The 26423-nt window shown below is 55.6% G+C and carries 21 protein-coding genes, 1 other RNA gene and 1 pseudogene; 10 read left to right on the forward strand and 13 right to left on the reverse strand.

The window, feature by feature from the left end; all coding sequences use genetic code 11:
* The first annotated feature begins 67 nt into the window (after positions 1–67).
* On the forward strand, positions 68–595 hold the full coding sequence (locus ASD70_RS04055) for an outer membrane protein assembly factor BamE (protein ID WP_043048396.1): 528 nt from the start codon (positions 68–70) through the stop codon (positions 593–595).
* Between the two features lie 63 nt (positions 596–658).
* On the opposite strand, the gene ASD70_RS04060 is transcribed toward ASD70_RS04055, so the two are convergent.
* Together ASD70_RS04060 and ASD70_RS04065 are read right to left on the reverse strand one after the other, a co-directional pair.
* Positions 659–961, reverse strand: coding sequence for an RnfH family protein (locus ASD70_RS04060; protein WP_046069559.1), 303 nt, complete (start codon positions 959–961; stop codon positions 659–661).
* A complete protein-coding gene (locus ASD70_RS04065; protein WP_005791512.1) occupies positions 954–1388 on the reverse strand; it encodes a type II toxin-antitoxin system RatA family toxin in 435 nt (144 codons plus the stop codon). Before ASD70_RS04065 ends, ASD70_RS04060 begins: the two co-directional genes overlap by 8 nt.
* A 168-nt stretch (positions 1389–1556) precedes the next feature.
* Here ASD70_RS04065 and smpB point away from each other — a divergent pair, with 168 nt between their 5' ends.
* Entirely contained in the window at positions 1557–2039 is a 483-nt protein-coding gene (gene smpB / locus ASD70_RS04070; protein ID WP_014719962.1) for an SsrA-binding protein SmpB, read from the forward strand.
* 38 nt (positions 2040–2077) lie between these two features.
* On the opposite strand, the gene ASD70_RS04075 is transcribed toward smpB, so the two are convergent.
* Positions 2078–2845, reverse strand: coding sequence for a GntR family transcriptional regulator (locus ASD70_RS04075; protein ID WP_034117836.1), 768 nt, complete (start codon positions 2843–2845; stop codon positions 2078–2080).
* 252 nt (positions 2846–3097) lie between these two features.
* Between ASD70_RS04075 and ASD70_RS04080 the strand changes: the two genes are divergently transcribed.
* The 5 genes from ASD70_RS04080 (at position 3098) to ASD70_RS04095 (ending at position 10022) form a co-directional block, all read left to right on the forward strand.
* A complete protein-coding gene (locus tag ASD70_RS04080) occupies positions 3098–4792 on the forward strand; it encodes a lactate permease LctP family transporter (protein ID WP_056845711.1) in 1695 nt (564 codons plus the stop codon).
* A gap of 70 nt (positions 4793–4862) precedes the next feature.
* Positions 4863–7673 (forward strand): FAD-binding and (Fe-S)-binding domain-containing protein, encoded by a 2811-nt coding sequence (locus tag ASD70_RS04085; RefSeq protein WP_056845712.1) that lies wholly within the window; start codon positions 4863–4865, stop codon positions 7671–7673.
* A 136-nt stretch (positions 7674–7809) separates the two neighbouring features.
* Positions 7810–8088 carry a hypothetical protein gene (locus ASD70_RS04090; RefSeq protein ID WP_046069562.1) on the forward strand — a complete coding sequence of 93 codons (279 nt, stop codon included), beginning with the start codon at positions 7810–7812 and terminating at the stop codon, positions 8086–8088.
* Between the two features lie 94 nt (positions 8089–8182).
* Positions 8183–8580, forward strand: a transfer-messenger RNA (tmRNA) gene (ssrA, locus tag ASD70_RS28070).
* 185 nt (positions 8581–8765) lie between these two features.
* Entirely contained in the window at positions 8766–10022 is a 1257-nt protein-coding gene (locus ASD70_RS04095; RefSeq protein WP_056845713.1) for an integrase domain-containing protein, read from the forward strand.
* A gap of 60 nt (positions 10023–10082) precedes the next feature.
* Here ASD70_RS04095 and ASD70_RS04100 read toward each other — a convergent pair whose 3' ends face one another.
* The 8 genes from ASD70_RS04100 to ASD70_RS04140 all read right to left on the reverse strand — a co-directional run bounded on the left by ASD70_RS04100 (position 10083) and on the right by ASD70_RS04140 (position 21601).
* On the reverse strand, positions 10083–10379 hold the full coding sequence (locus ASD70_RS04100) for a DCL family protein (RefSeq protein WP_056845714.1): 297 nt from the start codon (positions 10377–10379) through the stop codon (positions 10083–10085).
* Positions 10380–10400: 21 nt separating this feature from the next.
* Entirely contained in the window at positions 10401–13001 is a 2601-nt protein-coding gene (locus tag ASD70_RS04105) for a DEAD/DEAH box helicase (protein ID WP_056845715.1), read from the reverse strand.
* The gene (locus ASD70_RS04110; protein ID WP_056845716.1) at positions 12998–13948 is read right to left on the reverse strand and encodes a HamA C-terminal domain-containing protein; all 951 of its coding nucleotides are present in this window, start codon (positions 13946–13948) and stop codon (positions 12998–13000) included. The genes ASD70_RS04105 and ASD70_RS04110 overlap by 4 nt, the downstream gene beginning before the upstream one ends.
* A 215-nt stretch (positions 13949–14163) precedes the next feature.
* Positions 14164–15246 (reverse strand): hypothetical protein (locus ASD70_RS04115; protein ID WP_236708683.1); only part of this gene is annotated, 1083 nt, incomplete at its 5' end.
* A 364-nt stretch (positions 15247–15610) separates the two neighbouring features.
* On the reverse strand, positions 15611–17563 hold the full coding sequence (locus ASD70_RS04125; RefSeq protein WP_056845719.1) for a hypothetical protein: 1953 nt from the start codon (positions 17561–17563) through the stop codon (positions 15611–15613).
* A 1-nt stretch (position 17564) separates the two neighbouring features.
* Entirely contained in the window at positions 17565–19760 is a 2196-nt protein-coding gene (locus ASD70_RS04130; RefSeq protein WP_056845720.1) for a hypothetical protein, read from the reverse strand.
* 521 nt (positions 19761–20281) lie between these two features.
* Positions 20282–21334: an ADP-ribosylglycohydrolase family protein gene (locus tag ASD70_RS04135; RefSeq protein ID WP_056845721.1), complete on the reverse strand. Its 1053-nt coding sequence runs from the start codon at positions 21332–21334 to the stop codon at positions 20282–20284.
* A gap of 9 nt (positions 21335–21343) precedes the next feature.
* Positions 21344–21601 (reverse strand): hypothetical protein, encoded by a 258-nt coding sequence (locus ASD70_RS04140; protein ID WP_056845722.1) that lies wholly within the window; start codon positions 21599–21601, stop codon positions 21344–21346.
* 119 nt (positions 21602–21720) lie between these two features.
* On the opposite strand from ASD70_RS04140, the gene ASD70_RS04145 reads away from it, so the two are divergent.
* Positions 21721–22596, forward strand: a complete 876-nt coding sequence (locus ASD70_RS04145) for a WYL domain-containing protein (protein WP_056845723.1) — start codon at positions 21721–21723, stop codon at positions 22594–22596.
* A gap of 196 nt (positions 22597–22792) precedes the next feature.
* Positions 22793–23041: pseudogene (locus ASD70_RS29235) on the forward strand (integrase); the annotation flags it as partial.
* Positions 23042–23200: 159 nt separating this feature from the next.
* Here the strand turns inward: ASD70_RS29235 and ASD70_RS04150 are convergent.
* Both ASD70_RS04150 and ASD70_RS29105 read right to left on the reverse strand, forming a co-directional pair.
* Positions 23201–23494, reverse strand: coding sequence for a hypothetical protein (locus ASD70_RS04150; protein ID WP_056845724.1), 294 nt, complete (start codon positions 23492–23494; stop codon positions 23201–23203).
* Positions 23495–23605: 111 nt separating this feature from the next.
* Complete coding sequence (locus ASD70_RS29105; RefSeq protein WP_056845725.1) at positions 23606–24964, reverse strand: hypothetical protein; 1359 nt, start codon at positions 24962–24964, stop codon at positions 23606–23608.
* Positions 24965–25120: 156 nt separating this feature from the next.
* Here ASD70_RS29105 and ASD70_RS04160 point away from each other — a divergent pair, with 156 nt between their 5' ends.
* Positions 25121–26191, forward strand: a complete 1071-nt coding sequence (locus tag ASD70_RS04160) for a helix-turn-helix transcriptional regulator (RefSeq protein ID WP_056845726.1) — start codon at positions 25121–25123, stop codon at positions 26189–26191.
* Positions 26192–26423: the final 232 nt, after the last annotated feature.

Here is a 26423-nt window from a genome sequence, read left to right on the forward strand (position 1 = left end):
CTTCTCTTAATACGGGTATGATCGGCGTTTACGTTGTCCCAGCCAAGATAGTGGAAGTCGCCCACCGATGCAAAACACCAAGCTCTTGCTAACCAGTTTCACCTTTGTGGGACTGCTCGCACTCGCCGGTTGTTCATTCCCCGGGGTTTACAAAATCGACATCCAGCAGGGCAATGTCGTCACGCAGGACATGATAGACCAGTTACGCCCGGGAATGACCCGACGGCAAGTACGGTTTATCATGGGCAACCCCCTGCTGACCGACACTTTCCATGCCGATCGCTGGGATTATCTCTATAGCCTCCAGCCAGGTGGCGGTGAACGCCAACAGGAGCGCGTCAGTGTCGTCTTCAACGGCAATGACCAGCTTGTCAGCCTGTCCGGTGACTTCATGCCTGGCGTGAGCCGCGATGAAGCGCTGCTGGGCAAAGACAGCGGCACCAACGTGACCGCACCTGTGCAGGAAGCTGAAAAGCCGAAATCCGAGGTGCCGGCCAAGCCAGGCTCGCTGCTGGACCAGATCCAGAAAGACGTCGACGGCGTGGAAACTGTTCCCGTCCCGACGCCACAACCTCTGGACACCGACCCGCAGTAATTTTGCGGCGCTCGATAAAAAGCCCGGCATGCCGGGCTTTTTGTTGTCTGCCATTTGGCCGGCTTATAAATTTTGCTGTCTGCTCATCGCAGCTTTAGCCGCACGCAGCCTGCGTACTTCCTTGGGGTCCGCCAGCAATGGTCGGTAGATTTCAATTCGATCACCGGGCTGCACAGCACGCACATCAGCGTCCGCCACCACCTTACCGAAGATTCCCAGCGGGCAGTCAGCCAACATCAATTGAGGAAAGTGCTCGGCTATTCCCGACGCCAGGACCGCCGCCCTCAAGCTGGTGCCCACGGGCATTGTCACCGCCAACAGAACCTGGCGATCCACCGCCGCATACACCACTTCAATCTCAACCATGCAGTTGCTTGGCCCGCTGGCAGAACGCGTCCACCAGCGTATTAGCGGCCTGATTGAACAAAGGCCCCAGCGTGGCACGCACAATGGGCCCGGCATAATCAAAAGACAAATCCAGGCTGATCTTGCAGGCTTTATCCGTCAGCGCCTTGAATACCCACACCCCATGCAACTGAGTGAAAGGCCCCTCCTGCAGATTCATTTCGATGGATTTGCCAGGCACCAGCACATTGCGCGTCACAAAATGCTGGCTAAGACCGCCCTTGGCGACCCCGACACTGGCAACCATGTGCTCGTCACTGCTCTCCAAGACCTCGGCAGTCGAGCACCAAGGCAGGAATTCCGGGTAACGCGCCACGTCGTTGACCAGGTCATAGAGCGCCTGCGCTGGATAGGGCAACAGGGCCGAACGTTGAATATGCGTCGTCATGTGAGCGTTACTTCCACTGCTGAGCGGCAAACATCGCGAAAGTACAGCCCGATCCGCGAGAGAAAAAAACCTAAGAACTGCCCGTATTGTCCGGGATTCGTCCAACACGCTCAAGCACGCAGGTTGACCGTAGCCGACACGCTCGCAACTCCCTATAATGCCGCCCCTATGGCTAAACAAAAGAAACACCCCACAGGGACCATCGCGCAAAATAAAAAGGCGCGACACGATTACTTCATCGAACATCGGTTCGAGGCTGGTCTGGTCCTGGCCGGCTGGGAAGTAAAGAGTCTGCGTGCCAGCAAACTGCAGCTGGTCGACAGTTATGTGCTGCTCAAGGATGGCGAGGCATGGCTGCTCGGCAGTCATATCACCCCGCTGACCACCGCGAGCACCCACGTGATTGCCGACCCGGTGCGCACGCGCAAGCTATTGCTTAACGCCCGCGAACTGGAAAAGCTCGCCGCGGCTGTGCAGCAAAAAGGTTACGCCTGCGTTTGCTTGTCGTGGTACTGGAGCAAGCACCTGGTCAAGTGCGAAATCGCACTGGGCAAGGGCAAGAAGGAATACGACAAGCGCGATACCGAACGCGAGCGCGATTCCAATCGTGAACTGCATCGCGCCGTGCGCAACAAGGGTAAGGAAGAATAACCCTTGCGACGATGTAGCCTCGGGCACCTTGCCCGGGGCTACATGCCCTTGCGTCGTTCCGCCCGCGCTACACGCTGAACCTCCTGACGTACTTCCTCCAGCACTTCCTGCACATACAACAGGTGACGTGTCGAAACTTCGCGCGCCTGCTCGGCTCGCCCCTCAATGATTGCCAGGTACAAATCCCGATGCTGACTGATCAGCATGTCGCGGGTCTCTGTACGCTGTTGGTACATGCCGCCGATGTTGGTCACCACGTTCCGCTTGAGCAGGTCGAACAAGCCGCGAATGGTGTGCAGCAATACGGCGTTATGGCTGGCCTCGGCAATCGCCAAGTGAAACCTTGCATCCGCGGCGCCCTCCTCCACTCGGCTCACCTCATCGGCTCGCGCATAACAATCCTGCAGCGCCTCAAAAGCCGCCGTCAGTCGTTCACGGTCGACCTCCGTGGCACGCAACGCCGCGTAATAGGCACAGGAAGCCTCCAGGGTCTGGCGAAACTCCAAAAGGTCCCGCTGTGCCTCGGGATTGTTTTCCAACAAATGCAGCAGCGGATCGCTGAAGGTCGACCCCAAGGAATCCACCACATAGTTGCCACCGCCCTGGCGACTGACCAGCAACCCCTTGGCCGCCAGTTTCTGGATCGCCTCACGCAATGACGGGCGCGACACACCAAACTGTTCAGCCAAAGCGCGCTCGGCCGGCAAGCGCTCGCCTGACTTCAACGTGCCCTCAAGGATCATGCCCTCAAGCTGCTCGACAATGTCATCAGACAAACGGCGCTGACGCACCTGATCAAACCCCATAACTCACTCTCCACGATCCCGACCACTCGCCGGGCCTTCTATTCTGGCCTATCGCTGCGCTTGCAGCACCTATCAGAACGCCTTTGATTCATCCGATCAGAGCACCTCCCATCACGCCCTAAGACCAAAGTTTCGCGAGCGGCAAATTGACACACCCCTGCAATGCCTCTTAATCTAGCCCACAGCGAGTGTAAATTGGTATTACCAATTATCCAAGCACACAAACAACAACAAAATCAGGGGCCACCCCATATGCAAACCTGGCAACAGCTCTACAGCCCTCTCGGCAGCCTCGGCTTGTCCGCAATGGCCGCCGTCATTCCCATCGTGTTCTTCTTCCTGGCCCTGGCTGTGTTTCGCCTTAAAGGTCATGTGGCTGGCAGCATCACCCTGGCGCTGTCGATCCTGGTCGCCATCTTCGCCTTCCAGATGCCAGTAGACATGGCCCTGGCTGCAGCCGGTTATGGCTTTGCCTACGGCTTGTGGCCCATCGCCTGGATCATCGTGGCGGCGGTATTCCTCTACAAATTGACGGTCAAGAGCGGTCAGTTCGAGATCATCCGCAGCTCGGTCTTGTCGATCACCGACGACCAGCGCCTGCAGGTACTGCTGATCGGCTTTTGCTTTGGTGCTTTCCTGGAAGGCGCCGCCGGTTTCGGTGCGCCCGTGGCGATCACCGCCGCGCTGCTGGTCGGCCTGGGTTTCAACCCGCTGTACGCCGCCGGCCTGTGCCTGATTGCCAACACCGCGCCAGTGGCCTTCGGTGCATTGGGCATTCCGATCATCGTCGCAGGCCAGGTCACCGGCATTGATGCGTTCAAGATCGGCGCCATGACCGGCCGACAATTGCCCTTGCTGTCGCTGTTCGTACCCTTCTGGCTGGTGTTCATGATGGACGGCCTGCGCGGTGTTCGCGAAACCTGGCCAGCGGCATTGGTGGCTGGCTTGAGCTTTGCCATCACCCAGTACTTCACCTCCAACTTCATTGGCCCGGAACTGCCAGACATCACCTCGGCGCTCGCCAGCCTGATTGCCCTGACGCTGTTCCTGAAGGTCTGGCAGCCTAAGCGCACCGCAGGCGCACAGATTGCCGGCGCCACCTCCAGCGTAGCGGTCACTTCCAGCATCGGCGGCTTCGGTTTGCCACGCAGTACAGTGATTTCGCCCTACAGCCTGGGGCAGATTTTCAAGGCCTGGTCACCGTTCCTGATCCTGACCGTGCTGGTAACCATCTGGACCCTCAAGCCCTTCAAGGCCATGTTCGCCGCGGGCGGTTCGATGTACAGCTGGGTCTTCAACTTTGCGATCCCTCACCTGGATCAACTGGTGATCAAAGTCGCCCCCATCGTGACCAACCCGACCGCCATCCCGGCCGTATTCAAGCTCGACCCGATTTCGGCCACCGGCACCGCGATTTTCTTCTCCGCACTAGTCTCCATGCTGGTGTTGAAAATTGACGTTAAAACTGGTCTTACCACTTTAAAAGAAACTTTCTTTGAGCTGCGTTGGCCGATCCTGTCCATTGGCATGGTGCTGGCGTTTGCTTTCGTGACCAACTATTCGGGCATGTCCTCGACCATGGCCCTGGTGCTGGCCGGCACCGGCGCAGCCTTCCCGTTCTTTTCGCCATTCCTTGGCTGGCTGGGGGTTTTCCTGACAGGCTCCGATACCTCATCCAACGCCCTGTTCAGCTCATTGCAAGCCACCACCGCCCACCAGATCGGTGTCAATGACACCCTGCTGGTAGCGGCGAACACCAGCGGCGGCGTGACCGGCAAAATGATCTCGCCGCAATCGATCGCCGTGGCCTGCGCCGCCACCGGCCTGGTAGGCAAGGAATCCGACCTGTTCCGCTTTACCCTCAAGCACAGCCTGTTTTTTGCCACCATCGTCGGGCTGATCACCTTGGCGCAGGCCTACTGGTTCACCGGTATGCTGGTGCACTGAGACCTGCACGTAATAGGGTAAGAATCGACGCCGGATAACGATTCCGGCGTCTGCTATTTCTGGAGGACCGATGAGCCTGCCTGCTGCTTTTATCAGCGACGTCGCACAACTGATCCCGAAAGATCGTCGTTTCGACGACGCACTTTCCACCCTGGCCTTCGGCACCGACGCCAGCTTTTACCGCCTGATCCCACAGCTGGTGATCCGCGTGGAGTCAGAAGACGAAGTGGTCGCACTGCTGCAACTGGCCCAGCGTGATCACGCGCCGGTCACCTTTCGCGCCGCCGGCACCAGCCTGTCCGGGCAGGCCATCAGCGACTCGGTGCTGATCGTGCTGGGAGACAACTGGAACCATCGCGAAATCCGCGGGCAAGGCACTCAGATACGCCTGCAGCCGGGCGTCATCGGTGCCCAGGCCAACGCCTGGCTCGCGCCATTCGGGCGCAAGATCGGGCCGGACCCAGCGTCGATCAATGCCTGCAAGATTGGCGGTATCGTCGCCAACAATGCCAGTGGCATGTGCTGCGGCACGGCGCAGAATACCTACCACACCCTGGCGGGCATCCGCCTGGTACTGGCCGATGGCAGCCGCCTGGACACGGAAGACGCCGCCAGCGTGCAAGCCTTCCGCCAAACCCACAGCGCGTTGCTTGAGCGCCTGGCCACATTAGGCCGTGAGACGCGGGAAAATACTGAGCTTGCGGCAAAGATCCGCCACAAATACCGTCTGAAAAATACCACCGGCCTTTCACTCAATGCCCTGGTGGATTTCGATGACCCGCTGGATATTCTCAGCCACCTGCTGGTGGGCTCCGAGGGCACCCTGGGGTTTATCAGTGCCGTCACCTACGACACGGTGGTCGATCACCCGAACAAAGCCTCGGCGCTGATTGTATTCCCGGATGTCGAGACCTGCTGCAACGCGGTAACGGTACTGAAAACCCAGCCGGTCTCAGCGGTTGAACTGATGGATCGACGCAGCATGCGCTCGGTGCAGAACAAGCCGGGCATGCCCGCATTCGTACAACACTTATCGGAAAACGCCTGCGCACTGCTGATCGAATCCCGGGCCGCCTCGCCCGCATTACTGCACGAACAACTGACACTGATCATGGCTTCCCTGGCGGCGTTTCCCGTAGAGAAACAGGTCGATTTCACCGAAGACCCCGTGGAAAACGCTCGCTTGTGGGCGATCCGCAAAGACACCTTCCCCGCCGTAGGCGCCGTGCGCAAGACCGGCACCACCGTGATCATCGAAGACGTCACCTTCCCCGTAGAGCAACTGGCGATTGGCGTGAACCGCTTGATCGAACTGTTCGACAAACATCACTACGACGAAGCCATCCTTTTCGGACACGCCCTGGAAGGCAATCTGCACTTTGTGTTCACCCAGGGCTTCAACAGCCGCGAAGAAGTCACACGCTATCAAGCGTTCATGGATGATGTCGCGCAGTTGGTGGCGGTTGAATTTGGTGGCTCGCTGAAAGCCGAACACGGCACCGGCCGCAACATGGCACCGTTCGTCGAGCTGGAATGGGGCAGCGACGCCTACCAGCTGATGTGGCAACTCAAGCGCCTGCTCGACCCCAACGGTATTCTCAACCCGGATGTAGTACTCAGCGACGATCCGCAGATTCACCTCAAACACCTCAAGCCCTTGCCTGCCGCCGATGAGCTTGTGGATAAGTGCATCGAGTGTGGGTTCTGCGAGCCGGTGTGCCCGTCAAAGGGCCTTACGTTGAGCCCACGCCAACGCATCGTGATCTGGCGCGATATTCAGGCCAAGCAACGCGCGGGGGTCGACACCACCGAGCTGGAAGCGGCCTACCACTACCAAGGCATCGAGACCTGTGCCGCGACCGGGCTCTGCGCCCAACGCTGCCCTGTCGGTATCAACACCGGTGACCTGGTGAAAAAGCTGCGCAGCCGCGAGGCCGACCGTACGAAAACCGCCGAATGGCTTGCCAGCCATTTCTCCATGGCGCTGCAAGGCGCACGCTTTACCCTGCACGTCGCCAATGGCGCACGCATGCTGCTGGGAGCACCGCGCCTGGCGAAGTGGTCGGCCACGGTGACCAAATTGTCCAAAGGCCAGGTTCCGCAGTGGACCAACGCCATGCCTCAACCGGAAAAAGCCATTCGCTTCAGCCCAGCGGTGTCGGACGAGCGCCCGCGAGTGGTGTATCTGGCCGCCTGCGTCTCACGCGCCATGGGTCCGGCAGCCGGGGATAAAGAGCAGATGTCGCTGTACGATAAAACCCGCAATTTATTGGAAAAAGCCGGTTACCAAGTCGTCTTCCCCGACAACCAAGACAGCCTGTGCTGCGGCCAACCCTTCGCCTCCAAAGGTTACGCCGAGCAGGCTGAACACAAGCGCCAGGAACTGATCGGCGCCCTGCTCCACGCCAGCCGTGGCGGCCTTGACCCGATCTACTGTGACACCAGCCCATGCACACTGCGACTGGTGCAAGACCTGGGCGAAACTCGCCTGGACCTCTACGACCCGGTGCGCTTCATCCGCACCCACCTCATGGACCGCCTCGACTTCACCCCCCAGGAAGCGCCCATCGCCGTACACGTCACCTGCAGTACCCAACACCTGGGCGAAAGCCAGGCGCTGATCGAACTGGCCCGGCGCTGCGCAAAAACCGTGGTAATCCCCAAAGGCATTCATTGCTGCGGCTTTGCCGGCGACAAAGGCTTTACCACGCCGGAACTCAACGCCCACTCCCTGCGTTCGCTCAAGGACGCCGTGCAACATTGCAGCGAAGGCATCTCCACCAGCCGCACCTGCGAGATCGGCCTGAGCCAGCATGGCGGCATTGATTACCACGGTTTGGTCTACCTGGTGGACCGGGTCACCCGCGCACGCGCTCACTAACCCTGCAAAAAAACAGAACCCTGGCGCGCCAGCGCAGTCATCTGCATAGGCCTCGACGAACGAGGCTCATCAGTGATGTCGCTGGCAGCGGTTAAACGCCAGCAGCGTCGAGCCCTTTTGCGCAAGGAGATACCCTATGAAGCGTTCCGCTCTTGCTGGCTTGTTTATTACCGCTGCGATGCTCGCCTCCCCTGCTTTCGCTGCCGGTGACAAAGACCTGTGCCAGATCAACCTGGACAAAATCAACAACGGCAAGGCCCTGCTGGCCACCGACACCAGCGGCAAAAGCGGCGAAATCGACACCGCCGTTTCCCAGGCCAAGGCCGCCCTCGCGGCCGGTGATGAGAAGAAGTGCATCGAAATCACCTCCAAGGCCCTGCAGGACCTGCAAAACAGCGACAAAGGCGGCCAGTAAGCGATAGGGCCAACCTTCGGGTTGGCCTTCGCTGACCTTTTGGCGTACACTGCACAGGCTTGTCACTCACTAAGAAACAACGAGTTACAAGCACGGGGCCGTTTAGGATTCGACGCCGGTTGCGAAACTTTAGGTGCATGCCGAGTTGGTAACAGAACTCGTAAATCCACTGTTGCAACTTCTTATAGTTGCCAATGACGAAAACTACGGCCAGGAACTCTCTTTCGCTGCGTAAGCAGCCTTAGATCCTGAGCTTCTGGTACCTTCGGGTCCAGCAATCACCAGGGGATGTCTGTAAACCCAAAGTGATTGTCATATAGAACAGAATCGCCGTGCAGTACGTTGTGGACGAAGCGGCTAAAACTTACACAACTCGCCCAAAGCACCCTGCCCTTCGGGTCGCTGAGGGTTAACTTAATAGAAACGGCTACGCATGTAGTACCGACAGCGGAGTACTGGCGGACGGGGGTTCAAATCCCCCCGGCTCCACCAACTTTACATCTAAAGACGTCCACGGACGTCTTTTTTTGTGCCTGAAACCTAACAAAATCAAGGCTTTAGGGTCTACCGGCGTCCATGGACGTCCGGCACAATCCACGACATCTGGTATTCCAGATGGTATTCCAAGCCCTTCAGTGGTAATTTTTGGAATACCAATTGATGTCATGGAACACCTCATGTGCGCCCAAGCCACCCGCCTCTCTGACCGCCAACTCAAAGCGGTAAAGCCGAAAGACAAGGACTACGTCCTCAGTGATGGAGACGGTCTACAGCTGCGTGTGAGGGTCAATGGCTCTACGCTATGGAACTTCAACTACCGGCAGCCGATTACCAAAAACCGCATCAATATGGGCCTCGGCACCTACCCAGAACTCTCGCTCGCTCAAGCTAGGAAGAAAACGGTCGAAGCCAGAGAACTTCTCGCTCATGGCATCGACCCGAAAGAACAACGTAGCGAGCTGGCGCAAACAAAAAGGCAGGCAACCGAGCACACATTCGAGAACGTGGCGTCTGCCTGGTTTGAACTGAAAAAGGATTCTGTAACTCAGGCTTATGCCGAGGACATCTGGCGCTCGCTCACGCTGCATGTCTTTCCATCGTTGGAAACAACACCTATCTCGCAGATCAATGCCCCGATGGTCATCGAGCTGCTGCGCCCTTTGGAAACCAAAGGCAGCCTGGAAACAGTGAAGCGACTGACCCAACGACTCAACGAGATCATGACCTACGGCGTGAACTCAGGAATGATCTTTGCCAATCCCCTCAGCGGCATCCGGGCCGTTTTCAAGAAGCCGAAAAAGCAGAACATGGCAGCCCTCCGTCCTGAAGAACTGCCAGAACTTATGGTCGCCATCGCCAATGCAAGCATAAAAAGAACAACGCGCTGCCTGATCGAATGGCAACTTCACACCATGACCCGCCCAGCGGAAGCCGCTACGACATCCTGGGCTGACATCGATCTAGACAGGAAAACCTGGACGATCCCAGCGGAACGCATGAAGAAGCGACGTGCTCATGTCATACCACTGACCGAACACGCGCTTGCTCTACTAGAGACGATCAAGCCCTACAGCGGCCACAGAGAGTACGTGTTCCCGGCAGACAGAGACCCACGGGATCATTGCAACAGCCAGACAGCAAACATGGCCCTGAAACGTATGGGTTTTGAAGGTCGATTGGTGAGCCATGGCATGCGCTCCATGGCCAGTACCATCCTGAACGAACAGGGATGGGACCCAGAGCTGATCGAGGTAGCGCTTGCCCACGTCGATAAAGACGAGGTTCGCAGCGCCTATAACCGAGCGGACTACATCGAGCGCAGACGCCCGATGATGGCCTGGTGGAGCGATCACATTCAGGAAGCCGCTACCGGCAACCTGTCTGTGTCAGCTGTCAGAGAGAACCGAGATAAACAAATCGTTTCGATACGCTGATAACCTTTTGGTTCGCATTAGCTTGAAGTGCGCAGTCCAACGGACAAAATGAGATGTTGATTAGCTACCGTGAATGGAACCTGTAATAGAGAACTTTTCGGTAGTTCCGTCTGTACGATTCACCCAGAAGCACTTGGTGCCGAAGTCAGCAGAGCGAACACTGAAACTGGTAACACCTGACCCAATTTTTACCGCAGCATTTGGATGATGCTCCAACGCGGCATGCAGAATCACTGAGTCTTCAGCACTAACTCGGTCACCCAGATCATACCTACGGAGAATGTCCTTCAAATATGCGACAGCATCTCCCTTCTTTTCAAAATGCATGGGACCGAGAGTGATGGGTTTTGCGGGCATATGTAACCTCCAATTCCTTGGTTATTTATTTTCTTTATCAGACAGCCTGAGGCATTCGCGTACTTCGCGAATGATGATGCCTGGAATACCTATTGCCTGGAATTTATCTATACGCTCGGCGATCCATTCCATGCACCCCTCTCTACTTAGGTCGTCTCGAGCAATTTTCTCGTACAAAGCAACAGCGCTCATACGAGAGAGGCCGAGCTCCATCAGCGAGAGGAGTGTCATAGAAGAAACACCAAATTCAAGCTGTGTTCCGATATCCAAACTATCGTCAATAAGATCCTTTCGGCCAATTTCGTTGAGATCTAAGTGCAATACGTCCATGTAGGCTGAAAGGTATTTTGGCGCCTTGAATCGAGCGATTTGCTCCACCAACTCCATAGTTCCTCGGATCAGCTCAGGCAGTTTGAAAGCTCTACCCACGTTTTGGTGCCATTCGATACTATCGCTGATAATCCTGGCTAGCGAGTACCCCTGTAGCCATTTGACGATGATTAGTGCATGTAACTTAACGCGGGACTCGGGGGTGAACGCAAGAAACAAGTGTTCGTTGACTCGCTGCATGATCGTGACGAACCGGTCATAGCTATCGTTACTCGCGACTTCAGCAGGGAGCAGGTTTTCAACATTACCAGGGTAAGCACGAAAAGCGTCAAGAAGGTGTTGAAGGCCAATTGCATTTACCCCTGGGTGCCGAGCGGCCAACTCGACATCGATTTCAATCTGCTTTGCTAGTATCGCCAACGCTTGATCGAGCTTTGCAATCGACGCCGCATCATGGCGTTTCGCAAGGCTAGCCGCTGATATGGAGCCGAGCCGCATAAAAGTAGTCAGCAAGTAAGCACCCACCTGCTCGAACTTATCTGCATCCTCAAGATTAGAGGCGTTTATTAGTCCTCGTCTGGCAAGATAATCTGCCATGCCGTCACCGAGCTCCAGGACAGCATCACTTTCGCGCTTAATAGGATACCGTGAACGATTAGGCACGCCAGTAGGCCAAGCCGTCGAGTCTTCTGGATCAATACAGATAATGTTTCCTTGAAACTCGTCACCCCATCGACCTGCGCGACCAGCCAGGTTCCAGAAATCGTGAGGCTCCATTGGATGACCTTTTCCTTTACGCGGCCCACGCACCACAATCGTACGACAAGACAGATTTACACCCTCGATCAAAGTAGAAGTGCAGATCAGGAAACGAATCTTGCCCAACCGGAATAGTCGTTCTATCTCCAGTCGGATTAATGACGGCATGTTCCCATAATGGAATGCCACTCCCAGCTCAACGAGTGGTCCCAACCGAAAGTCTTGATGCACTCCTTTTCTAGCAAGTTCAGCGAGCTGTGAAAGCTCAGGGTCGACAGTGTCAAGCTTAGGTAAGAGCTGGCTGATCAAATCAGCCACCTCCTCTGCCTCCCCTGCACCGTTCGCGTAAACGAGGGTGCCACCTCTTTGACCGACAGCTGCAGCGATAAACGCGAGGCGCTTCTTAAGCCCTGCCGGAGTACTCGCGAGTTGAAGAGTACCTAGTGGGAGTGCTGAACCAGGCTGTCGAAGAGTAAGGGCCCACAGCTTCGACTTCCGAGGTACTTGAGTTGCTACTATGAGGTTCTGAAGTACTGTGGAGGAGTCGCTATCGACAGTGATGGTCTCTACACCGAGAGGAGCATCTGTGAGTAATTCGCCCGGGTTTTGGGTTGCCGGACTGATAAACACAGCTTTCATCTTTGGATTCGTGCGTGTGGCTCGCTCTATCGCATCCTGCAAAATCACACCGCGCTGGTTGTCACCGATCTTGTGTGCTTCGTCCACGATGAGCAGATCAACCGAGAATTCATCGTGGAGAACGTTGGCGAGAAGATGTAGACGTTCTTGAGTGAATACGAGAATCAGCCGCGTGCCGCCAGCACGAGCAACTTTGTACTTATCAGGAAGAGGAAGTGAAGACACCTCAACTAAACCGGTATCACCGATGAGTGCCTTGAGATTGGTTTCTATCTCGGAAACTAGCGCGCGGGTTGGGGCGAGGTAAACCGCCACACGTGTCTCGCCCGCAATTAACTGGTCGATCAACCATTGAAGTACGAGGAATGTCTTGCCAGAGGCAGTAGGCGCGGATGCCGAAAGCCACCCATCACCGGTTGCACTCGTCCAGAAACGTTTCTGAAAATCGTTCACCTGCAACCAGATACCGCTCGATTGAACGAGAATGGAACTGTCCATCTCGCGACGCTGCGCCTCGAGGTGCAATGCAACACCCAGTCGACCGCCCAGATCAGCTTTCAATAGGTTTCTATCCGTGGCTAGCACAATAGCTCGGAAATTGGAGAGCTTGCTCATTAACACGGCGCCCGCGTCTTGAAGCGTTTGATCCTTCGTTAGAGAGATAGCAGCTGTTGCAATTCGAAGAGCAGCTTCTTGATCGCTCCTTTGATCTGATCGTGCGAGGATACTGCCAGCAAGCAATAATCTGGGCCAATCAAAAGGCTCGGCTGAGGATCTCGACGTATCAGCTGCCAGATTGTCGAGTTCGTTACGCACAGTAAGCAGAGTAATCGCATCGAGGTCTTCTCGTATGCCTTCCAGGCGGAGCCACGATTGTAGGTCGGCGAGGCTCATTCTTGCTTAATCCCCATTGCTTTAAGGAATGCAGCACGGAAACCTTCTGCGGACGGCAGAGGAATACAGAACAGCTCGATTTCAATCTGGTCGAGCTTCTCCAATTTGAGTCGTTCGCCAACACGGTTGCTCCAACCTATTAGTGCGGTACGTGAAGCTTCAACGATCTCTTCGGCAACAGATTTCGCATTGTCTTTCGGGTAAAACGGGGCGTCGAAGGCTACAAGAGCTACACCACAGTACTGAACTCGTTTAGACATGACTGAGGACTTATCAAAATATTTTTTGAGCGCGTCGGTAAGCACTGGATCGCTAAGATCGGCCTTATCGCTAAGAAGCATTAGGTCGCGCTCCCTTCCAGACTCCTCGTGATCAGCCTCGATCAAAAAAGGGGAGAGAGAGCTGAGGCAATCGCGAATCGCAGCACTCGCATCCCCATAAACTTTTGATTCACCCCAATATAGTTTTAAAGTTCCTTCTGCAGTTACCCCAGCATACACTCCATCAGCACCGTGATAGTGCATTCGGGAGTCCGTTTTGAGATCCATCTTGCAAAGAATCTGTGGCAACTTTAGGAATCGCTCCGCCAGCAGAAAAAGCAACATCTCCCCGCCCTCACCGGTGTTTGCCAAGTCGGTGAACGAACGCTTAGCTCGTTCGACTAGCTCGGCTACGGCTTCAGTGCTGTTGAATCTGTTATCGCGCGCCTTGGCGTCAGTGAGTTTCGAGCGCGGAATAGCGTAGTCCACAACCGCGTTCCGCATAAATTCGGCCAGCCGATTCGGCTGCACTCGGCCATTTCCATCCACTGAAAGACAGTGGCAGTGAATTTTTACCAAATGTCCATCAACAAGAACGTCTCGCTCCACAAGCGTAAGGTGGACATCAAGTGCTTCCGGATTTCCAGTGAGAGCTGACTCAAGATCTGCGTGAGTGATAATCGACAAACGGACTCCATTCCATAAATTACCGCCTGCCTAGATGGCATAACGAGATAACAATGTAACCGCATTCCCCGCAGGAGTGAATACGCCACTTTTAGGAGGATATTAGAGAGCGTTCGTAATCGAACTCTTGTGGCTCAAGGGATAGGACTATCATTGGGTCGTGCGCGTGTGCCGCTGTCGCTAGTCCACTAAAACGGCAGGCGGCAATCGCAGCGTCAGCTCAAGTGCCCCAGCAAGCCATACGCCACGTAGACCGCCATCAACACGAGAAGAACGCCGGTGGTGATTGTCAAGTTCCTGACCTTGGCCTGGCTCTGATCAAGGCGAGCGTTCAGTGCTTCAGTATGGTTGGCAAACGCCGCAACTAGCTCGTCGTGACGGGCGCTGAGTGACTCATTTAGGGCCTGGCCTGTTTGCACGTTCTCTTCAGTCGCGGCCTGTGCCTGAGTAGCAGCATCCCTCATCTCGCTGAACATAGCCTGATGCGCGGCTTGGGCCGTACGTTGCTGATGCATTACAAGTTGGGATATTCGGCCGGTAGTGCTCTTCAGACCCAAGGCAATTGCCGAACTGGTCGACTCCAATTGCGCCTGCGCCCGCGCGATGGCTGCATCTACGAGCGCTTGGCTTTGGCGAATCTGGTCCTGCAACGTTTGGCCGAGATCTTCTAAGCTGGCATTGGTGATACCCAACTCCTGGCTTATGTGGGCCGGCAACGCTTCAATCGTTTGAGCGGTACTGCGTTGCTCCTGATTGACACCGTCCAGGGCGGACAACACATCCTTAGCCACAAGCTCCAGCGCTGAAGCGCTACGATCGGCGTAGGAGCTCAATTGTGCTTGAACTGCCTCGGCCCCGTCCTGGACATGCTGAGCGATGCTGCTCTTGAGTGCCGGCAAATGTTCATCTTGCAGGCTTCTCGATAGTTTGGCTGCTTCTTTGCTTTGCTTGAAAGCGCCTTCGGCATTCTCCAAGCACAGTGAAAGCGTGCCCGCGCTGTCGTCAGCCAGCTGTTTGATATCCGACAGCTCCCCGCTCACATGGCTTAGATGGGCCGGCAACGCTTCAATCGTTTGAGCGGTACTGCGTTGCTCCTGATTGACACCGTCCAGGGCGGACAACACATCCTTAGCCACAGCCTCCAGCGCTGAAGCGCTACGATCGGCGTAGGCGCTCAATTGTGCTTGAACTGCCTCGGCCCCGTCCTGGACATGCTGAGCGATGCTGCTCTTGAGTGCCGGCAAATGTTCATCTTGCAGGCTTCTCGATAGTTTGGCTGCTTCTTTGCTTTGCTTGAANGCTCAATTGTGCTTGAACTGCCTCGGCCCCGTCCTGGACATGCTGAGCGATGCTGCTCTTGAGTGCCGGCAAATGTTCATCTTGCAGGCTTCTCGATAGTTTGGCTGCTTCTTTGCTTTGCTTGAAAGCGCCTTCGGCATTCTCCAAGCACAGTGAAAGCGTGCCCGCGCTGTCGTCAGCCAGCTGTTTGATTTCCGACAGTTCCCCGTTCAAGTCGGCCATTGATTTGTCCAGCGGCTTAAGGGGCTCCTTCAGGACTCTCGCCATTAACTCGGCCAGGCTTTTCTCTTTTTCCGTCGGTTGAAAACTCATGATCTTTCCCTGAAGCATTGAATATAGGATGTCGAGGGTGAATGAAGTTCTCTAGCTAGCAGACTGCTCAATGAGCGCTATAAACTCCTGGTACTGATACCCCAACGCTACACACGAGAGCAGATGCAACAGTGCATCACTATCGTCTGGCACATGCATAGCGGCGGTGTACCGCTCATCAAGCTCTGCAGCGTATTCTTGCTTAAGCAAGTCAATGAAGTGCTCACAGCGCTCTAGATCTTCTTTCGAACTGAGTGCAACGCGTTTGCGCTCCACCTCCAGAGTGGCGATTTGCTGCTTGATCAAATGGTGCTCGCCTCGTGTCTTGCGCTCTTCGTCCTGATGCACATTGAGTGTGGCACGCGCTTGTTCGAGCTCACGCCGAACAGCGGTATCGGCACGGCTAAGGGCCGATAGCCACTTGCCTTGCCAAAGTTCGGTCAAAGCGACCAGCGCCGTTCGGCCAGCACAACGCACGCTATCTCGATCCGCCTGGTAGTTGGAGGACGAAAGATAAGTATCGATGAAATAGTCGTTGAGCTTGCTACGGATTGACCAGAATGCGTCGTCCAGGACATCCTCGATCACACTTGACTTGAGCTCCTCAAGCGAGTTGTGAACGTGCCGCCAATACGCGGGCGGGCATTTTCCGGCACTGACCTCAAGGTGCATACCGCCGAGAGCTCGGCAATAGTTTCGCATCAATGCTTTCAGGGTCTCGCAGTCGTCTTTGACGCTTCCCTCTTCAGGTATGTAACGTCTGGGTGGGGCGGCCAGCAGGGTCTTCCCTGCGTTGTCGATAGCCTCTTTACCCAGTGCTTTAGGGTTAGCAGCCAAAAGTTCGGACAGCGCGTTTACAATGCGCTGGGCGTCCTTTACAAGGCGCTCCCACGTTTTTAAGTCATTAGCCACACCTTCTTTTTTACGTCCGAGCGCGGTGATCTCAGTTGTAATAGCCTCGTTTTTTTTCTTCTGTATGTACAGGACGCTGACATGCGTATTGAGCGTGCTGCGTAAGCGGCCCATAGGCGTAGTACTGCTGGAAATTTGCGACAGCAGTTCCGCGCGCAGCTCTGCGATAATAGGCTCCATGCGTGAATAGAGCTCCGGCTCAGACTTTTTCGCATGGCCCCAGCTATTGCCGAACTCCAGAGGGAAGAACAGGCTTTCTTGGCGAGCTGTCTCGCTTAGATCGCCAAAGCGCTCGATCTGCTCAATCAGCCGCTGGCGCACCCGGGTGGCGTCGACACCTTGCTCCTTGCGCAGAATGTCCTTGACGGACTGCGACGAGTAAGAATAAGTGGTAACAATGCGAAAGCGATACGGCATGGACTGCCAGTCTTCAATGCCCGGAAGCGTAATTACTCCAGGCTTCAAGAAGCCTAGGTCATCGCCTTTGCCGACCAGCAAAATCAGGTCTGCAAAGGGTAAGTAGGTTTTCGCCATCAGATGTACATGGCGTTGCTCTTGCTCGTTAGTGGGGTTATCTCCCGGAAGGTCTAACATTCGCACTCCAAGCGCAGCTTTGCCTCCGCTGAAGTAGCCTTGCGGGATATGCACCACGCAGGGGGAATCTGCAACCAGACGGCCACTCTCCATCTTCTCCCGGATCGCGCCCAGCGCCCGGGTCATTTCGTCATCTCCCTTCAGGTATTGGGTTTTGCCTTGCACGCACAGCCCCCAATTACTGTTCTCCGAACGGCGGTATTCCATGGTGGTGGCCGTGGCGGACCTCCCGGCCTCTCGCCCACCACGCAGTACTAGGGAAATTCCTGCCATATGCGCAGGTGCGATACCCATCAAGTCGAGCAAAAGCGTGGTCTTGCCAACTTGCGTCTTCCCAAATACCGCGACATAAGGCTCGGCCCCCTCCTCCTTGGACTGCAAGCGTTCCTGTACATCCTTGCTCAGCGTTTTCAACAAACGCGCATAGGCGCGCAATGCCCACTCCGGTCGCTGCGCTTGCAGGTTGTGCCAGTATTCCGCTACTGGATTCACCAACATGTCAAACACCACGCCCCGCGGCGAACACATTGAGGCCTGCAGCCGACACACTGAGTTCATGGCGAAGGTCACCTGTCAGGGAGATCACTTCGGCCATCGTTCTTGCCAAGCGATCTTTACGCATCAGCGCTTCATCCATTTTGTAACGCGCACGCATCCCCTCGACAATCCTGGCACGTGCCGCAGCCATCGTTTTATCAAACTGTTTTTTAAGGTGTTCAACGTGATGATCATGGACGCTACCGAGCATCGCATGCGCTTGAGTACTCGCAGCCTTTTCAAATGTACGCAGGCGCGTTACTGCAACTGTCGTGAGATACGCGGCTGCTACGACGGCCGTTGCCGCGACCGCTGCCGGGTGCAGGGTTGTAGGTACCGGGGGCAATGAAGTGCCATCGGAGGGCTCTGTTTTTCCAAAAATGGTGCCCAGGATGTCTGAATCTCCATCGCTGACAACATCCACAGCCATTACCGCAGCGAGTGAGCGAATAGCGGTTTTTCCAAGTTGAACACCGGCCTGGAGGCTTTGAACGCCATCCTGCATCACGTTGCTGACCGATGCGTCGCTTGCGGGGATGAATCCCTCCTTGAGCCCCACAACTTCCGGCATCGCATAGAAGAGGCGGGTATATTCAAGTGCGACAGCCGGCACTAGCCCGACACTAATTCCTAACTGCTTACTGGATTCCTTGTGCGCAACAGCCTCTTCTGTGGTGTTGTGGCCAAGCAGAAGACGGATGTCACCGACATTTTCAGGCGTCAACTTTTGAAACTTGACCAGTTGCCCGGACGCGTTCATATACCCCGCCCGGATCAGAGCGCGCGACTTTTCATGAATGATGTTTGGCGTGGCGTTCGCAGCCACGACTGTCTCATCAGAGCGGCCCAGCTTGCGACCTGTCAGTTGGGCTAGACCTCCTGAATAATTCGCAAAAAGCTGCGACGCCTCCCCCCGCCAAGCGCTCTGCACCACACCCTGCATCTTATTTTTAGTTTCACTGGTGGTATCGAAGGCACTGGACATCCAGTTCATAAACCCTTCGTGGTCGCTGGCCAGCTTATCGGTCAACTCCTTCGCCGCTGCCACGAAAGCTTGGTTCGCAAGCCCATTCACCAACTCGCTATGATCAGCGCGTAGTTCTTCAACCGCGATATCGAATGTTTCAAGCATGGAAGCCAGTGCTTGAGCACCGTCACCCACACCTTCTTCACCGCTGTTGAAAAAAAGTCGAGCCTTGCTTCGAATAAGGTTTAGCACGCGCGTCAGGTCCTTCCCGATAAGCTCGGAAAGGTGGCTCATTTGGAGGTGCCGGTTTGATTGACCCGTAAAATTCAGATCGTTGATAGCGCGCTGCACATGCGGCATCCATTGCGCCACGTATTCCGGGTCATCGGTACCTGTCAGAATAATCTGCTTCTCGACAGCATCCGCATCCACCTTGAACATGGCCTGCGCACTGGCGCGCAGCTGCGCCTGTGCTTGCGGATCATTGCGGGTATCTTCAGTCTTCGAGACCACAATGTAAGGCCGGACGCCCTGCAGCTCGCCTTCTAACATGTCTTTAACCATCTCATGCTGTTGGCTGGCCGTACGCGTACCATCCGTCACCACAATACAGCCACCCGCAGCAACCATGGCTTGGCGCATTAACTCCTGCCACCCACGATTGTCGCGATCCTGCTTTTCATAGCCCGGCAGCAGCAGCCAAGCCTGGCTATCGCGCTTGAAATAACGCCGCGGAACCCGCAGCACGGGTAGCAGATCACCAGTGGCAGGGTCAGATACGGCCCGTTGAAATTCACTTACTTCAACCTGGACATCCTGCAGCGTGTAGCCTCTGGTAACCGCATCTTGCACTAACCTGCGCACATAGCCTTGGGAGTGCGGAACTCCATCGTCTTCCAGCACCAGCACGGGCATTTTCTCGCCTCGCCCTTCATTGCCCTCAAGCCACTGAGGCCCGTCACCACGCAAGCCGTACAAGCACGCCATCAACGTAGTCTTGCCTGCCCCCTGGGAGCCACCGACGGCCACGATCCAGGTATTCCCAAGCACCTCGGCGAGCAACAGCCGGCGCATGACTTCCAGGAGCTTCTCGTCGATTTCCTCGTTACCCAGGTCAGTACAGGCACCGCGCAGGTGGCGCAAGGCGCTATTAAGGTTTTCAAGCAAGACTTCGGGAGACTGCAGGGCCACAGGGTTTTCCTCGTTCGATCATCGAAATTGATATGCCAAGGGTGCTACCGCGAAGCGTCCATTCCGCACGCGGCATGCTGCGTGCTGGACGCAAGCTGAAACGCCGTCGATGAATGACCACACAGGCGTGGAAGGCCCTTTCCAGAGCCTTCCATTCGGAGGCTGGCACACCGTATAGCTATCTTTATCGGCGCAATGACGCATCTCTAAATGGCAAATGGTGGAAAGAAAATCGTCATGAGCAGATGGGGGAGCGGGTGAGTTGCTGACTTTTATGTCGTAAGGTCATTTGATGGGGGGGCATGCACGCCCCATTTTTCCCGCTCGTCGGGATGCCCGCTTTTAGCGGACACAACCTCGCTCGCACGTGGGGGAGCTGCGCATGTAGGAACAACGGGCGCACTGTAAGCGTCCCTTCACAAACGTAGGCGATAACGAAACCAAGGATTCGGTAATTGAATGGGCTTTATAGGCATCGCAGCTCTCCTGAAAATTATCCATAGTCGTCTCCATCAGCGCTCTCAGCCAGCGGGATACGCCAGCTCGATCTGCTGATCGAACACTCCACCAAATCCACAGTACTCACGCGGAATGCGCTCCATGTCCTCGGCGACTTGCACAATCACTTCGCGCAGCTCCAATTGCTCGAACCACCGAGCAGGAATCGCTGCAGCACCATACTGAACACCTAACAAGTGCCCGGCGATGAGCCCGGTACTGTCGCTATCGCCACTGTGATTCACCGCCGTGATTACGCCTTCTTCGAACGAAGGCGCTGCCAGGGCACACCACAATCCGATAGCCAGCGTTTCTTCGGCGACCCATCCGCCACCGAGCTCGCCTATTCGTTGCGGAGTGGGCTGGTAGCCCTCGTAAAAGAAGAAAAGTACGCGCTCAATGAGGCTCCGTATTTCTTCCATACCGGGCACTTGTCCATATTGGGCCAGGCTCTGAGTGACTGCGTGTTCCAGGCTGTCTTGCCGATCGACAATGCGCTGGAGAATATCGGCAAACAACCCGGCCGCCAGGTAGCCCGTAGGGTGTCCGTGAGTCAGGCGCCCTGACTGGACAGCGTAGTCAAAGGCGTTTGCAAAGAAGGCGCAGGGCGCAACGCGCATCAAGGCGCCACAGCCTTTGCTGTTGTTCTCAGCAACTGCACCCAGCCGCGGACTGGCCTTGAGTGCACCCAGGCAAGTAGTGCCAGGGCCGCGCCGAGACCAGAGCTCCGATTGCTTGATCAGCCAGCCGTCCACTCCGATCGGCATCGCCGTAGGGTAGTCCTGGGTTATCAGCCAGCGCAGCAACGCATGATGAATAATGCTGGGGACGTGGCAAGTCCCTCGTGAGCTGCCGCACACATAAGCCCGCAGCAAGCCTTCCGCGGTGAAAAGCATCATCTGCGTGTCGTCGGTGATGGCGCCGGTGGTACCGAATGCGGGGGCAAAATCAACGATACCTTGTGGACCGAACTTAGCTTCAATAGCTGACCATTCGAGAAACTCCACTGGGGCGCCTAGCGCATCACCGACGGCGCCGCCGAGCAGGCAACCCTTGATCCGTTCAAGTCTGTTCATGTCCTTTCCTCATCCCTCTGCGGGGATCAATTCCTGCAGAATCACCAGCTTTCTTTGCAACTGCTGGACGTGCTCTTTCTCGGCTCGCAACGCCGAACGCAGTTCGCGGTTTTCCATTTCCCAGATCCGCGCCCAGCGCACATTTTTTTGGCAGCCCCTGGCCATCTGCCAGAGATCACCCAATCTCAGACACTGATGCAGTAACACCAACAGGATTGCTCCCATCATCAGCAATGCACCTGTCGAAACCGCTTCCGACATACTCATGTCCACTTCCTTTCGTGACTTCAATTCATTTCGAAGACAGACACACGATATGTAGTGTTGAACGACAGGTCTAGAATGTAGACTTATACAGGTAAAGTATTCGCGCACAAGGAGAGGGTATGAAACGCAAGCAGTCCATCGAACAGGTCCGCTGGGATCTGGCACTTCGCTATCGTTTGATTGAGACAGTTGCCTGGTGGGAGGGCCGGTTGACCACGGGACACTTGATGCAGAGCTTCGGCATCAGCCGTCAGCAGGCGTCCAAGGACATCAACACCTACATCACAGAACATGCGCCTAAAAATCTTACATATGACAAAAAAATAAAAGGCTACGTGCCCAGCAAGACGTTCACGCCGCTGTTCATCGACGACAGCGCAAGCGCCTATTTGCACCTGCTTTATCAGAACAACGAACGCGCCCCGCACATCGATGGACTCGCCCTGGCCTACGCCCATACCAAGGTGCTGGAAGTTCCGGATCGTCCGATTCGGCCGGAAGTCCTGCGCCCATTGCTCAAGGCTTGTCGCGATGGCCTGCGCCTCGAAACCGAGTACGTGTCGCTCAATACTCCGAACGTGGAGATTCGCCTCATAGCCCCTCACACCTTGGTCTACACCGGTATGCGATGGCATGTACGGGCTTACTGCGAGAAGAATGGCGAGTACCGCGACTTTGTGCTCAGCCGCCTGCGCGGTCAGCCGGATTTGCTCGACGAATCGCAGAATACTCGTGAGCGGGATGAAGACTGGAATACCGAGATCCCCGTCATCTTTGCAGCCGATGGGCGATTGAACGCGGCGCAGAAGTCAATCATCGAAACCGACTTCGGCATGATTGATGGCCAGCTTGTGGTGCCCAGTCGCAGAGCGTTGGTGAAGTATGTATTGCAACGCTATCAGATCGATCCGAGAAACCAGGCCACTAACCCCGAGGCACAGCAAATCGTGGCAACCAACCTCAAGGAGCTGAGACCCTGGCTCATGCACGACTAATTCTGAGTCCCCTGGAACTCGCTTTTGTGGGCCAATAAAGCCCAGACAATCCTGGCCGTGTTGTTGGCCTAGGCCACGGCAGCAACATTTATATTGCGCCGTTTGATTAGCTTGACCAGCCTGCTATCTGCACCGTTCTACAGCCTCTCAAATAGGTTCGACTCACACTGGTACAGCGATACGATTATGGGCTGGTTACGGCATGCGCTCCATGGCCAGCACCATCTTGAATGAGCAGGGCTGAGAACCGGAACTTATCGAAGTTGCACTTGCGCATGTTGACAAAGACGAGGTGCGCTGCGCCTACAATCGTGCGGATTACATCGAGAGAAACAGGCCTGTGATGACTTGGTGGAGCGAACATATTCAGCAGGCCGCCACTGGCAGCCCGTCAGTTTCAGCCATTCAGGAAACCAGAGACATGATCGTAATCTCAATACCCTAGAGCCTCGACAAAAGCACCTAAACTCAATGACAGAAGATACTGTAAACGGTACCGCTGCGCGGTGGGGGTTGTTCTTAGTCGCCATCCCAATGAAATTTTTTACCACGTCCAGTGGGATATTCCACGACTACTTATATTTCTCAAGCCTCCCGGAAGAGTTCACATCGGTAACCACGCACGGCAGCGGCGGAAATCGTAAAAGAGCAGATCGAAGTCCCGGTACTTGGCCCAGCGCGCAAGAGCCATCAAGTTTTTCGAGCGCAACGAACGATCAATGACGTTGCGGAAACGTTTCGGTGGTGGCTCGCGCTGGCTTGGAAAGCCGTCGCTGTGAAAGCGTGCCAAGCGCTTGCGCACTGCGGGGGTTTGCGACGAAAACAGGTCTAGGTCGATGTCCCAAAGTGCAAAGACATAGTCATACCGGCAGCCTTGCCGGCGATAGGTGCGTGCCATATTTATATCTCCGGATCATTTCCTGGCTGACATGGCAATCTCCTTTTTGAATTGATGCATGGGTAAAAATCTGGAGTGGACTAAGTCCGCTCCAGGTTGATTGCTGAGCTTTTACAGGATCTCGCGCAGTTCTAATTCCCGTTTGATCAACGGGGTAATGTCGATTGGACTACCCACTCTCACCAACGAGAACTCGCTGGCATTGATCGACCAGTTGGCTTTCTTGCCAGGAGTAAACGTGAGTACGCCGATATCTTGTAGCGTGGCCGCCAGTGCGCTGCTGTCAGGCGGGTTGCCTTTGCGCTCGCAGGCTTCGTAATAGGCTTTACCGAGGCCGAAAGGACCTTCGTCAGCACGAACCTTGGTTGCGCTGTTGGCCAGTGGAAACGGTGCTGTACCAAATACCTCCCACAATGCAGTCAACATCTTGTTGATGACCGCAATCGGGTAGTAGCGGCCATCTTCAAGCCGAATGCCGCTTTCATCAATGTGGTAATAAAACTGATTGCGATGCACAGCTGTGTAGCATTCGATCCCGCCTTCAAGTGAATTTGGGGCATTCGAAGGGGCTGTCATCGTTTCGGTCATACCGCTCCCGTATTTGGGTAGGTCATATCCGATCATGAACAATGCAGCTTCCAGCCGGCGCAGAGGCGCGACCGTTTTGGGGCCAGCGAAACCGTCGGCGCCCGCCAGCGCCAGCACCTCGGCCAGAATCCAGCTGGCCTTGAGGTTCCAGTGGGCATGCTGCGGGCCGGCGACCAGCCGCGGAAAGCAAAAAGCACCCCGGCCAGGATTGCGATTTTTGGGTGATTTTGCGTTGGGCGCCTCTTTCGACGGAGCCCAGGGGAAGGCAATTTCAGCTGGAACACCCGGCAGTTTTTTCTCCTCGCAGTACTTGGCCACGATCCAGCCCAAGGCCGCCCCGACGCGACTGTCGTAGATAATGAAGTCCTCGACCAGCAGCGAGTAGACCTTGGTCATGCCGGCGTTGAAACGCAGGTCTTTGTTTAAGAGGAGTGGGTCCGACAGATTTCCGTTGGTAAACGCAGTAGCTGTCGACTTCAGCAGCGAGGCAAGCTGATCAGTATTAATGCTCAGCCAGCGAACATTTCCGGCTTGAACTCCGCCCCATTTCATAACATCCGCCGCTGCAGTAAATGCCGCTGGATCGTTTGCCGGACTGAGGCTGTCGTGCAGCGCGTTACCCAATGCACTGAGTGCCGCATTGTTGCTTTCAAGGTTTGTACCTGGCAACACACCGCGGACACCTTTGTGGCTCCATTGATACTTCGCACAAGCGTCCTTTAGCCCCTGACACTGCCACGCAGTTCCGCTGCGACGGTCGGTGTACTCATGGGTGAAAAGAGATGGGTTGCCCAGGTTTTCAGCCAGCCAGACGACAAAGTCGCGAACGGTGTGACTGGTCGTAGTGGGCGAGATGTTGCCGAGGTACTGATCGCGATGCATGTCCCGCTTCCTTGGTAAGCCCGTCTTGATTTGCGCTAGTTTCCACAGAGGTGCGACATAATCTGTCGCACCTCTGTGGATAGTCTATCTAAACAGGGGCGCCAGTAGTGGCGTTTTGGCTATCACGCAACATATTGGCCAACATAGGAATGAAATGTGACCAAACAAGACTTGCCAAAATCGATCAAGACCTTGAAGCGGCGATTTGAACTGCTACGCAATGTGGCAACTTCCCAGGGAAAGGGCATTACCTCTACAGCGTTGTATGCCAGCGATACCAGTGGCGTGGACATCCGTACGATCCAACGTGACCTAGAAGTCATGGCCGCGGCAGGGGTGCTCAAGGTGAGATCACGCGGCAAGCAGGAAACGCCGCAGTGGTTTCTGCATGACGATAGCCCCATTGACCTAGTATTTGCTGAAGCCCCTACACCCGCCGATACCCGTGAGCTTTCACCCTCGCAGCTGAAATCCAGCCGCGTAGCACTGGGTATCGTTACGCTTTACGAGCACGCTCAGCACCTCCTACACCCCGCGGCGCTTGCTGACCTTACGCCAATCTACCAGCGCTCCAAGAACATATTGAGCAAGAACTACTCGCTGGAACACGGCTGGGTCGGCAAGGTCGTGAATGGCACTCAGCAGGTCCAACTGTGCCAGGCCAAAGTCTCAAGCACAGTATTGCACACAGTCCAGAGTGCCGTTCTGGAAGGCACCCAGATTGTTGTTCAGTACCGATCTCGTCGCAGCAAAGAATCCAAAGCCAAGACCGTTCATCCGTTCGCCTTGGCTTACCAGGATTCGAGTATCTACTTGATCTGCCAATACGATGGCGACTCCATTATTCGCAAACTCCCACTTCAACGTTTCGATGCTGTTCAGGTGCTCGAGTCTCGTCAAGTCTCGGTACCTGAGCACTTCGTGGCGGCTGAACATGTGCAGAAGATTCGCTTGGAAAGCGACACTATCCGATTGAAGATGAGAGTAAATGAGGCCTTACGAGAGCGCCTGGATGAGTCGGAGACGCCGTTGGCGGAACATCAGGTGTTTACTCCGCTTGAGAACGGGGACTGGATACTGGAATGCGATTACGAGTACACCCAGGGTCTGGTGTGGTGGATTCTGGGCCATGGGGCAGCAATCGAAGTATTAGAGCCGATTCGCTTGCGGGAGCGGATTGGGGGATGTGTCAGGGAAATGGCTCGGGCGTATGGTTTCGACAGCTAAATCGAGAGTGTCGCTTCTGAGCTACCGGATTATGCAATGTTTTGGAAACTCTCCGACGCAGGTTAGCCTCTGGCGCCACGCTTTCTTGCGGCCGCCGGTGAGTAACGTTAGAGCGCCTATCCGCGCCAATCATGATGCCTTGCCGGGGACATCTATACCTGGACATCGACTAAGGGCGAACCATAGCGTCGGGCGACAAAATATGTCGCGCTATGCAATTAGGCTGTGTACC

It is taken from the genome of Pseudomonas sp. Root569, from assembly GCF_001427465.1.
Classification (GTDB): domain Bacteria; phylum Pseudomonadota; class Gammaproteobacteria; order Pseudomonadales; family Pseudomonadaceae; genus Aquipseudomonas; species Aquipseudomonas synxantha.